We start from the raw sequence: 12,154 nt of genomic DNA, 5'->3' as shown, positions 1-12,154 counted from the left end.
AATATGTTGTATTTTTGATAAGTTTGTAGGGAAAAAGTCCTTTATAACTTAAAATTGTCAATTTTTTAAAAGATATGTAATTTAATGATATATAAGGAGTATTCCTATTTCTTATTGTTATCTAGTTGTCATGAAATCAAAAAAAGTTCATATTTCACTTCCCCCGCTAGCATTTGTCACTGATAATGCGCCGCGTTCATGTCCAACTAACTGGCTTAACGTTTATGCTACATCTTTTTACTGGCCTGGATTTTCACACCAGCCTAATGTTAGTACTGGCACTACTGTTTGTGCTATTTTATGAAGCCATTAATGGCTTTCATGATACCGCGAATGCGGTAGCAACAGTTATTTATACCCGTGCTATGCGAGCACAGTTCGCCGTTGTTATGGCTGGGGTATTTAACTTCTTTGGTGTTCTTCTTGGTGGATTAAGTGTCGCTTACGCGATTGTACATTTACTTCCAACCGATCTTCTTCTCAATGTCAGTTCTGCTCATGGCCTTGCTATGGTGTTTTCCATGTTGCTGGCTGCGATTGTCTGGAACCTTGGGACCTGGTATTTCGGTTTACCTGCATCCAGTTCTCATACCCTGATTGGTTCTATCATTGGTATCGGTTTGACCAATGCGATCGTAACTGGTTCTTCTGTGGTTGATGCGTTGAATGTGCCAAAGATGATACAGATTTTCCTGTCGTTGATCCTCTCTCCTTTAATCGGATTGATCATTGCGGGGGCAATCGTGTTTCTACTGCGCCGTTACTGGAGTAGCACCAAGAAACGTAAACGTATTCATCTGACTCCCGCTGAACGTGAAAAGAAGGATGGTAAGCGTAAACCTCCTTTCTGGACACGCACTGCGCTGATTTTATCTGCGGTAGGTGTCAGCTTCTCTCATGGGGCGAATGATGGTCAGAAAGGTATCGGTTTGATTATGCTGGTGCTAATTGGTGTAGCTCCAGCGGGATTTGTCGTAAACATGAATGCCAATGGTTATGACATTGCCCGTACCTACGATGCCATTACTCACTTGCAGCAATATTATCAGCAGCATGGTGCAGCGTTATCCCATGCAATTGAACTGACGCCCTCGGTTGCTGTTGCGGAAGATGAACCGGAAGGGCGATTCCATTGTGATATTACGCGTGCTGTCGTTGTTCTTGATCAGACAGAAAGCCTATTAAAGGGCATTCAGAGCTACAGTGAGCTGAGTGCTGAACAGCGTAACAATATGCGTCGCATGTTGATGTGTATTGCTGATACGGCTGAGTCTCTGGCTAAACTTCCGGAAACCCGTGCTGAAGACGCCCGTTTCCTGAATAAATTGCGGAAAGATTTATTACACACCGTTGAATATGCACCTGTCTGGATTATCATTGCGGTAGCACTAGCTCTGTCTTTGGGAACGCTGGTTGGCTGGAAACGTGTTGCAGTCACTATTGGTGAGAAGATTGGCAAAAAAGGTATGACCTACGCGCAGGGTGTTTCAGCTCAGATGACTGCTGCTGTTTCAATTGGTGTTGCGAGTTATACCGGTATGCCGGTCTCTACTACGCAGGTACTTTCTTCTGCGGTGGCTGGAACGATGTTAGTCGATGGCGGTGGTGTTCAGGGTAAAACCATCCAGAATATCATGTTGGCTTGGATACTGACGCTGCCGGTTTCAATCGGGTTGTCCGGTACGCTTTACTGGTTCGCTTTGAAACTGGTTTAATTATTTTAATGGATAATTTGAAGGCGGTATGGATCAACTATACCGCCTTTTTCTTTAATACCAAATCAACATAGAAATCAGGCAAATAACAACTAGTCCACTCAGTGCACTGGTCAAAATAAATTGTTTTCTCAACCTTTCACAACGAAGAACAACTTCTGGATCATGATGATCAAGGTAACGTTGTGAATTGATGTAGTTCACTAGCCGTATCTGCTTATTAAGTTGCCCATGAGTAGTGAAAAAGCCGTTACCGTCTACTGATTGATAAAGTAAGGGATCAGACTGACGAAGAATGGACAGCAATGCTCGTAGTGAAGAGAAGTAGCGCATCATATTGATAATGCAGACAAGACACAGTGCCCAAAACAGTGCGATTGTACTGAACATAATCCCCTCCTTAGAATGGTTAGCTAGAGCTGTCACAAAAAAGAAAAAATCAAAATTGCAGGTGGTGACACCTTATATTTATTGTAGGAAAGATAGTCAGATAGTACAAAAAACCTGTTCTGTGTCAGTTGGGACAAAACTGGCAGAAAAACATCATAAACACTTATCTAGTCAGTTTTATCCAACCATACAACTCTAGAGAGACTGATTAGTTGTTCGCGTAAATATATTGAGTTTCAAGGAAGGTCATAAATTCAGAGTAGGATTTTGTTATCCATCAAGTGGCAGGAAGAGCAATTGTGGTATATGTTGTTTGGTGGATGTTCTTTGTCCAGTCGCTAAATACGATGAGCTGTGATCGAAACAGTACTTGAAGAGCATTCTCAGTAGTAATAAACACAGGATAGTGGCAATTTGCCCTGCCAACTCACTAATTCGGCATTATGGAAGGAGTTCGCTTATGGCTTACAAACATATTCTTGTTGCGGTTGATTTATCCCCGGAAAGTCAGGTTTTGGTGAGAAAAGCTGTTTCTATGGCTAAACCGGACAATGCCAAAGTTTCCCTGATCCATGTTGATGTTAACTATTCCGATCTCTACACCGGTTTGATTGATGTTAATCTCGGTGATATGCAGCAACGTATTACTGACGAGACCCGCAGTGCGCTGAAAGCTCTCTCTGCAGATTCAGACTATGACATTCAGGAAACCCTGAGTGGTAGCGGTGATCTGGGGCAAGTACTCGTTGATGCAATTAAGAAATATGACATAGATATGGTTGTTTGCGGTCATCATCAGGATTTCTGGAGCAAATTGATGTCTTCTGCTCGTCAGTTAATTAACACGGTTCATGTTGATATGCTGATTGTTCCTCTGCGTGATGATGAATGACAACAGATTGAAAAGTTATTCGATAAAATCGCCTGCTTATGCAGGCATTTTTTTGGGTGAAATGGAGTGTTGTTTGGTTTATACCCGATGCAATCAAGAAATTTTTTTTACCTTTCTGCAAAAAAACTTCTTGAAAGATGAATATAGAACAGTGATATATTCAAAGGGCAAACACAACTTACCTCACATTTTCGACAAAAATAATTATTAGAAAATGACTGGGGTCCCATCACAACCGAAGTAGAAATAAGGAATAACTAAATGAGCTGTTTACTATCTTTGTCTTCATTTCTTGGATCGATTCAACGCAGGGATGAATATCAACCAGAATATCTCCAGGCTGTTCGGGAAGTATTCACCTCTCTTTGGCCGTTTCTTGAACAAAATCCAAAATACCGCGAACACAGCTTATTGGAGCGTATGGTGGAGCCAGAAAGGGTTATCCAGTTCCGGGTTTGTTGGGTAGATGATCACGGTAAAGTTCAGGTAAACCGTGCATGGCGAGTGCAGTTCAACTCAGCCATTGGGCCATATAAAGGTGGTATGCGTTTTCATCCATCAGTGAACCTCTCTATTCTGAAATTCTTGGGCTTTGAACAAACCTTGAAAAATGCGCTGACAACCTTACCAATGGGTGGAGGTAAAGGCGGTTCAGATTTTGATCCTAAAGGAAAAAGCCAAGGCGAAGTGATGCGTTTTTGTCAGGCATTAATGACAGAATTGTACCGCCATTTGGGGCCAGATACCGATGTTCCCGCAGGCGATATTGGTGTGGGTGGCCGTGAAGTGGCTTTTATGTCAGGGATGATGAAGAAGCTTTCTAACAACACGGCTTGTGTATTTACTGGCAAAGGTCTCTCTTTTGGCGGTAGTTTGATTCGCCCGGAAGCAACTGGTTATGGTCTGGTCTATTTCGTCAATGCCATGTTAAAACGTCATGGCATGAGTTTTGAAGATATGCGCGTATCGGTTTCCGGTGCTGGTAATGTCGCGCAATATACGATTGAAAAATGTATGGCATTGGGAGCGAAAGTGGTAACCGCTTCGGATTCCGGCGGTACCTTGGTCGATGAGGAGGGTTTCACACCAGAGAAGCTGGCTCATCTTGAAGAGATAAAAAACCAACACTATGGCCGAGTGGAAGAATATGCCAGAGAGCGGGGTCTGACTTTCTTGAAAGGGTTACAACCGTGGTCTGTGCCAGTTGATATCGCTTTGCCATGTGCTACCCAGAATGAACTGGATTTGGATGCGGCCAAGGTTCTTATCAAGAATGGCGTTAAAGCTGTTGCTGAAGGGGCGAATATGCCAGCAACTATTTCAGCAACTGAAGCCTTTATTGAAGCAGGTGTGCTATTTGCACCAGGTAAAGCAGCCAATGCGGGTGGCGTGGCAACATCTGGTCTGGAAATGGCACAAAATGCGGCCCGTTTAGGTTGGAAGGCTGAAAAAGTGGATGCACGTTTGCATCACATCATGCTAGATATTCACCACGCCTGTGTTGAGTATGGTGGCGAGGGTAAACAGACCAATTATGTTCAGGGTGCGAATATTGCTGGATTTGTGAAAGTTGCCGACGCCATGCTTGCTCAAGGTATTCTGTAGGCTAAAAGATATCAGCCGCAATATACGGCTGATTTTTTTAACAAGGATAAATGTCAAAACGGTGGTTTTTCGTGGTGATAGCTGCTGATGCAGCGACTCCAGCTAAGGGTTCTGCATAATCAGGCCGCTTTACCACGACGCGGCGTTTTGCCAAAGCGCGTGCAGGGGATAGCAAACTATCAGCATCTTCATCAGCGCCAACCAGAGATTGGAACACCCGCATCTCTTTTTTCACCAGTGCACTTTTCTGCCTATGTGGATACATGGGATCAAGATAAACGACATCGGGCTGTGGCGTAATATCGGCCAGCGCTGTAATGCTGGAGGTATGGAGCAGTGTCATGCGCTCTTGCAGCCAGCCACCAATTTCTTCATCCTGATACCCCCGTTGTAGCCCATCATCCAGCAATGCCGCGACTACAGGATGGCGTTCCAGCATTCTTACATGACAACCCAGAGATGCCAGTACAAAGGCATCGCGCCCCAGGCCTGCGGTAGCATCTACGACTGTTGGCAGATAATCTTTTTTGATCCCTATGGCTTTAGCGATAGCTTCACCGCGTCCGCCGCCAAAGCGGCGGCGATGGGCCATTGTACCTGATACAAAATCGACATAGATGCCGCCTAGCTTTGGCTCATCCCGTTTACGAAGTTCAAGGCGTTGAGGAGTAAGGACCAACGCCATAATAGCGTTTTCGTCATGCACCAACCCCCAGCGCTCTACCAGTTGAGATAAGGCACTGTTATCAGCGCCTTGTTCACAGATTAAACAGATACCCACCTTAATTATCCTTTGATACCGGCCTTGCGCAGCATTGCATCCAGTTTTGGTTCACGGCCACGGAAACGTTTGAACAGTTCCATTGGCTCTTCGGAACCACCACGGGACAAAATGTTATCAAGGAAAGATTGGCCGGTTTCGCGGTTAAAAATACCTTCTTCCTCGAAGCGGGAGTAAGCATCGGCTGCCAACACATCAGCCCATAGATAACTATAGTAACCCGCAGCATAACCACCGGAGAAGATGTGGGTGAATGAGTGTGGGAAACGGCCCCATTCAGGTGAAGGCACTACCGAGACCAATTTCTTCACTTCCTTTAAAGTCTTCATGGTCTGAGCACCTTTCTTTGGATCATAATCAACATGCAGGCGGAAATCGAACTGACCAAACTCAAGTTGACGCAAGATCCGCATAGCAGCCTGATAGTTTTTCGCTGCTAACAGATTATCCAACATGGATTGTGGTAGAGGTTCTTGAGTTTCGTAGTGACCAGAGATAAATGCCAGTGCTTCTGGTTCCCAACACCAGTTCTCCATGAACTGGCTTGGCATTTCTACCGCATCCCACGGTACACCATTAGTACCAGAAACGCCGGCAGTTTCAATCTGGGTCAGCATCAGATGTAGACAGTGACCAAACTCGTGGAACAGAGTGTTGACTTCACTGTGGGTGAACAGCGCTGGTTTATCGCCAACAGGTTTATTGAAGTTGCAGTTCAGATAAGCGACAGGCTTTTGCAGTTCGCCGTTGGAACGACGCATTTTGCTGATACACTCATCCATCCAAGCGCCGCCACGTTTATTCTCGCGTGCGTACAGATCCATATAGAAGCTACCGTGCAGCTCATTGGTGTCATCATACAGATCAAAGAAACGGACATCCGGATGCCAGGTTTCTACATCATGGCGCTCTTTGGCAGTAATACCATAGATACGGCGAATAACTTCGAATAGACCTTCAACAGCCTTTTGTTCTGGGAAATAAGGACGTAATTGCTCATCATTGATAGAGAATTCGTACTGTTTTTGTTTTTCGCCATAATAAGTCATATCCCAGGCTTCCAGCTTATGGGCGCAATGATGCCATTTAGCAAAGCTTTTTAATTCATCTACTTCTTCTTTTCCCTGTGGACGCGCGCGTTTTGTCAAATCATTCAGAAAATCCAACACTTCCTTAGGGGTTTTTGCCATTTTGGTTGCAAGGGATTGTTCAGCATAATTTTTTAAACCAAGCAATTGAGCCTGTTCATGGCGCAGCGCGAGGGTTTCGGCTATCACTTCGCTGTTATCCCATTTACCTGCATTTGGGCCTTGATCGGATGCGCGAGTATTGTAGGCGTAATAAATTTCCCGACGCAGTTCACGGTTATCTGCATAGGTGATAACTGGCTGATAACTTGGCGCTTCTAGAGTCAGTAACCAGCCTTTTTGTCCTTTGGCTTCTGCCTGTGCTTTAGCGGCGGCGATTGCGCTTTCAGGCACGCCGGACAGATCTTTCACGTCAGTGATTAATTTAGTCCAGCCCATAGTGGCATCGAGCACATTATTGTTGAATTGCGAACTTAAATCTGACAAACGTGCACTGATCTCGCCATAGCGTTTCTGCTTCTCTTCAGGCAGACCAATACCTGATAGTTTAAAATCACGCAGTGCATTTTCGACAACTTTGCGTTGAGGCACAGAAAGCTTCTCAAACTCAGCACTTTCACGTAATGACTTATAGGCTTGATATAATCCCTTATGCTGACCTAACCAGGTACTGAATTCGGACAGTAACGGTAAACTTTCTTCATAGACGGCGCGTAATTCTGGGCTGTTCTTAACTGCATTCAGATGATTGACGGGTGACCATGCACGGGACTGTTTATCTACCGCTTCGGCCAGTGGTTGACACAGATTATCCCAGGTAAAAACGGTATTCTCGGCCAAGATTTTTTCGACGGTTTGGCGATAATTGGCAATGACTTCTTTTACAGCCGGAACAACATGTTCTGGTTTAATAGAAGAAAATTTTGGTAAACCTGATGGAACGAGTAACGGATTAGTCATATAAAACGTCCTTTTTATGTGTGTTTGGATACATTGCTGAGCGGAGCAACCCTGTATCGTAATGGGTATCGGCTAATAAGATGTAGGTAAAATTCGACAAACTCAACGCGAATGTTGAGCTTATGAACAATAAAATTTAATGCTTTTTAGGAAATTGAGAATGATTTCAGCAAACGGATTCAGAAGCCAGATAATATGCGTTATGATTAGCTCCTTCTCATAATTCTTTGTATTGATATGGAAGATCATCGTCCCCGGTGGGGCGGCTGGACTTCAAATCCAGATGAGGCCGCCAGCGGTCTCTGGCAGGTTCGACTCCTGTGATCTTCCGCCAATTAGCCTCTTGTGAACTCTCCCAGCGTCAACAAATCCCTTGTAACACCAGAAAAATAAGCAAAATTATTCTACTGTAATCAACTCATATCAACCGTTGCCAGCAAAATAAACGCTATACGCGTAATGAGCTTCAACATAGATCTCTGGCATACTAAGCGGATTACAGCGTTGTGAGTCAGATGAAAGCGGAGGCGGCATGACAGATAAACACTTAACCCAATCCCCGGCAGGCGAATTTATTATGTTTGCTAGTGATGACGGCGAAGTGCGTGTTGAATGTCGCTTTGAGCAAGAGACATTGTGGCTACCTCAAGCAACCATTGCGAACCTTTACCGGGTCACTCCCCAGGCCATTATGCAACACATTAAAGCGATCTACGAAGAAGGCGAGCTTGAACAAAATGCAACCTGTAAGTCTTACTTACAAGTTCAACAGGAAGGAAATCGTCAGGTAAGCCGCAATATGCTTCACTACAGCCTGCCCGTCATTCTTGCTGTCGGTTACCGTGTCCGCTCTCCCCGAGGCACTCAATTCCGCCAGTGGGCAACCCAGACGCTCCAGGAATACCTGATCAAAACCATTTGGGGGTGTTTATGGGGGTTATTCATTTATCCAACACAAATTATCAACATTAAATCAATAAATTAATCATCAAATGCGACTCCTGTGATCGAAACGGCCAATCGACATTGGTTTGTTTTTCATCGTTATAATTACTTGTTGTGACTATTTACAGGCTTTTCTATTAGGCGTAGTATCGGGGGCCTTGATGATTTTCTATACGATATTATCCGGTGTGTGAGTCAGTTTAGTTATTTTCTCTTTGATTAAATCGTGTTGTTTTGGAGGGTTCTTCTCCATCTAATCAAGGCCAAGCAAACTGATGAACTACCATTTTTAATCTATCCAATGTAAGGGGGTCCAACAGTACTTAATTCGTTATAGAACAATCTTTTAGTTCCTTTAGCACTAACAAAGAGGAAAGATCATGAAAAGTCGCAAGAGATTATCGTTATTCACACTTTTACTGTTTACTGCCAGTCCAATAGTGTTTGCGGTGCAGAATAATTGGCCCGGCACGAAAGTAAATCAACCCGCACCTAAAGTTAAAGGTATGTCCGCAGTTCTGGCAAAGAATCTGGCTAACTTTGACGACCTTGATTTCAATGTCTATACAAACCAAAAATGGTGGGAGCTACATAAGAGCCATGCCATGGACATTATTGTTCACTATCCTGATGGTCATACTACCAAGGGCATTAAAAAGCACATTGACGATCTGAAGTATATGTGGACATTTGCCCCTGACAACCGAATCACAGAGCACCCGGTGCGGTTTGGTACAAATGATGGAGAATGGACTGCTGTAACGGGATTTACTGATGGAACATTTACGAAACCCATGGATCTGGGTGGTGGTAAGGTTATCAAACCTACAGGTAAGTCTTATCACCTCCCTATGGCAACGCTTGGGCACTGGACCAAAGTCAAAGCTAAAGGATTTGAAGGCGTCGTTATGGATGAAGAGTATCTGTTCTGGGATGAGGGCGAGCTTATGAAACAGATAGGTGTCAGTAATTGATTCAACAACTTCATACGGACTTACCTAAGGGCGAGTCCGTTTTATATTTAGCGATGTCAATCCCGGCAGCAAGAGTCATAATAATATCCTTATTTTATTTTCAGCTTTGATCAACCTTGTAAATACGGACTTATCGCTAAACAAAGTCAAAGATACCCTTCTATCTATAAAATCTGAGGCGGACAAAGCGGCAATAATCTTTCTGTTGTGCTTTTTTCATGTTGTATAGGTTTCGCTTACTGAAATACAAATACGCATAAACAGTTTTTCCGCCATGATGGTAGTGAAATAACTTACTATCTTAAATAAAGAGGCGGTAAGAATTTGTTGGTGCTGATACAAGGTTCTGATTGTAATAGTATCGCTAATAATAAGTTTGTGAATGACACATTCAGTGATATTTATCCTGATAGTGATTCTGACCGTGGAAAAATATGGCATTAATGCATCACTCCCTTGGTCTGACGCTGTTGAACGTTCAGATTGTCCTAAGGCTTATATTAGATCGGATACTCTAGAACAGCGGGTTAAGGATTATATTCAGATCATTGGTGATTTGAAACATCAGAATGAATATAACAAGATCATTATCTTGGGTGGCAGTGAAGGGGCAATAGTTGCCAATTTAATTACATCACAAGTCAATTATATTGATAGAACAGTGTCACTGAATGGTGGAGGTCGGTATTTCGCTGATGATGTTATTCATAGTATGATGAGTGAAGTGCCACCAGAGCATATCGATGAAGCAATTAAAGGATTTAGGGATTTTCAGCAGAAAATAAGTGCTGGGAATCATATGATTCATATAGAGATGAGTAATCACGGTGCTAATTGGTGGAGAGTCGCACTCGGTATTGATCAATATAAGGTGTTAAGTCAGTCTAAAAGACCTGTATTGATTATTCAAACACTAAATGATAATTCAGTCAGTCCTAGTTCAGCGATAAAAATGGAAGAACAATTAAAGAAAGATAATATTACCTTTTATCAATACCCAGGTCTCAGTCATGGATTTAGGAATAGTGAAGGTGTTTTGCAGATTACTCCTATAGTTGAAGATATAAAGAATTGGTTATTGTGAAAGAAAAGATTGCCCAGTTTTAAAAAGAGACTGTGAGAATATATTGAGGGGGATGAAAAAATTTGGCTCAGAGAAAAAAGCATTTTTGATGGGTAATCCACATATCACCAGACCAATTATGGCTAATGGGTATGTTTTTAATTCAACATTACCTGTTGTAATGAGTTATGTATCTAAGTTTGAAGGAAGAATTAATTCAAATGTGAATACTCTGAGAGAATTTTTTGATGATCGATTTTTTCTAGAGCAGAAGATAAATTCATTTAGATTACTACCAGTTAAAATTCAAGCTGTTTTACAAATATTTGTTTATGGAAGGGATGCAAGAGATTCAAAATATGATAAGTTTTATAATAATCTTAAAGGATCTATAGGAGAAGTAAATTATAATAAAGCTATAAAAGAGCTACATGATAATATGCCGCTGACAGAAAGAAATCTTTTTGTTTTAAATGAATTAATAAAAGCAAATGGTAATATTAATAATGAGGTAGGTAAAATAAAAAAATTAACTACATACCTGGCTGATTTTGATAAAAAATATGGGTATAAAACAGAGGAAGATGCTAGCTATCCTGAAGATTGGTATGGTGCTTATACTGGAGAGAGCAATAACTTGCCTCAGAAAATGAAGGAAATCTTATTTGCGATGCGGCACCCTATTGCAGCCTATGATATTGGGCTCTACGAAAGAGGTGCTACCAATATCACGACTAATGCGGTGCGTTTTTCGACCCAGGGGAATAGTAAAACGAACCCCAATGGTACGTTACTGGATAATAAATATAAGGAAGGCTCCCAAGTCAATGCCTTCCGGCATACACTATGGCAAGCTACCATTGCTGCTCGGTATGGTGAAGAAGTTGCACTCCATGCAGGCAATGCTCATGAAAGTGATCCTAAAATAGATCTTAACATCCGGCAGTTTGCTGCCCTTAAGGACGCAGATCAGACAATTGATTTACTCAATAACCAGATAGGGCGTAGGATTGGCCTACAAAGCAGGAACTCGTCCATGAAAGCGCAGGCCAAGGCAGTGTTGAATCGCTTTCATAAAGAGGGACTGTATGTTGCCAAGAAAAATGCGATGGGGTTTGAGATTGTCAAAGAAAAAATCACCGATGAGCAGTTTTCTTATATGAACTCGGTATTTGAAAGAGGAAATGAAGATGGCTTTTCACCTGAGTAACTATTGGCGATGCAATTGGAACAGCAGAAAAAATAAAATTATTTTTTTTTCATGTACATTGCTGATAGTTTTTTTTATGTTCAGTAGTAACCGACAGTTTAGCATTGTTAAGAGTATGTTTGATTATGCTGATAAACATTGCCAGCAAAATACAGACTGCTTGGTTAATATTAGCAAAATCACGCCGTTTAAATGGGACACGTTGTATATTATTGATAGTGGTTGGAATCTTGACGAAATTAAGTCTGTCATTGGCGCGGATTTAAAGGAAAGGACTGATATTTTTTCCAAGATTATCTTTGTTAAGGATGGGCAAGTGGTTTATTTCGAAGAGTATTATTATTATCCGGATTCAGGGGATGAAAAAATCTTGGTTCTCGATTTTGATTATGAAAATCAGGACAAAGGGCTTATAGCTTATTATCGTGTTCCCAGAGAGGATTCCAAAATTGTCATAAAAATGAAAAGAGACCCATCAGTAGAGGACAAAATTTACTATTTATTTTCTTCCATTAATGAGCAGCAGGTTCA

General features: G+C 42.3%; 10 protein-coding genes, 1 tRNA gene and 1 pseudogene. 9 read left to right on the top strand and 3 right to left on the bottom strand.

The features are described from left to right. Positions 1-224: 224 nt before the first annotated feature. On the top strand, positions 225-1,715 hold the full coding sequence (pitA, locus tag LG003_RS15105) for an inorganic phosphate transporter PitA (protein WP_262981081.1): 1,491 nt from the start codon (positions 225-227) through the stop codon (positions 1,713-1,715). Between the two features lie 54 nt (positions 1,716-1,769). Here the strand turns inward: pitA and uspB are convergent, their stop codons facing one another. Next, positions 1,770-2,105 carry a universal stress protein UspB gene (uspB, locus tag LG003_RS15100; RefSeq protein WP_049583893.1) on the bottom strand — a complete coding sequence of 112 codons (336 nt, stop codon included), beginning with the start codon at positions 2,103-2,105 and terminating at the stop codon, positions 1,770-1,772. A 460-nt stretch (positions 2,106-2,565) separates the two neighbouring features. Here uspB and uspA point away from each other — a divergent pair, with 460 nt between their 5' ends. Next, positions 2,566-2,997 (top strand): universal stress protein UspA, encoded by a 432-nt coding sequence (uspA, locus tag LG003_RS15095; protein WP_036779007.1) that lies wholly within the window; start codon positions 2,566-2,568, stop codon positions 2,995-2,997. Positions 2,998-3,258: 261 nt separating this feature from the next. Beyond that, positions 3,259-4,602: an NADP-specific glutamate dehydrogenase gene (gene gdhA / locus LG003_RS15090; RefSeq protein WP_112878477.1), complete on the top strand. Its 1,344-nt coding sequence runs from the start codon at positions 3,259-3,261 to the stop codon at positions 4,600-4,602. Positions 4,603-4,639: 37 nt separating this feature from the next. On the opposite strand, the gene rsmJ is transcribed toward gdhA, so the two are convergent. Next, entirely contained in the window at positions 4,640-5,383 is a 744-nt protein-coding gene (rsmJ, locus tag LG003_RS15085) for a 16S rRNA (guanine(1516)-N(2))-methyltransferase RsmJ (protein ID WP_262981080.1), read from the bottom strand. A 5-nt stretch (positions 5,384-5,388) separates the two neighbouring features. Then, positions 5,389-7,431 carry an oligopeptidase A gene (gene prlC, locus LG003_RS15080; protein ID WP_262981079.1) on the bottom strand — a complete coding sequence of 681 codons (2,043 nt, stop codon included), beginning with the start codon at positions 7,429-7,431 and terminating at the stop codon, positions 5,389-5,391. 239 nt (positions 7,432-7,670) lie between these two features. Between prlC and LG003_RS15075 the strand changes: the two genes are divergently transcribed. The 6 genes and pseudogenes from LG003_RS15075 to LG003_RS15050 all read left to right on the top strand — a co-directional run. Further along, a tRNA-Sec gene (locus tag LG003_RS15075) sits at positions 7,671-7,765 on the top strand. A 198-nt stretch (positions 7,766-7,963) separates the two neighbouring features. Further along, positions 7,964-8,344, top strand: a pseudogene (locus LG003_RS15070) (virulence RhuM family protein); the annotation flags it as partial. A gap of 412 nt (positions 8,345-8,756) precedes the next feature. Then, entirely contained in the window at positions 8,757-9,350 is a 594-nt protein-coding gene (locus LG003_RS15065; RefSeq protein WP_112878474.1) for a hypothetical protein, read from the top strand. Between the two features lie 424 nt (positions 9,351-9,774). Continuing rightward, positions 9,775-10,434: an alpha/beta hydrolase family protein gene (locus LG003_RS15060; RefSeq protein ID WP_240000828.1), complete on the top strand. Its 660-nt coding sequence runs from the start codon at positions 9,775-9,777 to the stop codon at positions 10,432-10,434. Between the two features lie 52 nt (positions 10,435-10,486). Next, positions 10,487-11,623 carry a DUF6973 domain-containing protein gene (locus tag LG003_RS15055; RefSeq protein WP_112878473.1) on the top strand — a complete coding sequence of 379 codons (1,137 nt, stop codon included), beginning with the start codon at positions 10,487-10,489 and terminating at the stop codon, positions 11,621-11,623. Between the two features lie 115 nt (positions 11,624-11,738). Next, positions 11,739-12,154, top strand: a 416-nt coding sequence (locus tag LG003_RS15050) for a hypothetical protein (RefSeq protein ID WP_262981078.1), incomplete at its 3' end; no start/stop codon positions are given.

It is taken from the genome of Photorhabdus kleinii (assembly GCF_025384885.1).
Lineage (GTDB): Bacteria > Pseudomonadota > Gammaproteobacteria > Enterobacterales > Enterobacteriaceae > Photorhabdus > Photorhabdus kayaii.
The sequence above is the reverse complement of the archived record's forward strand: the minus strand, read 5'-3'. Positions and strand labels throughout refer to the sequence as shown.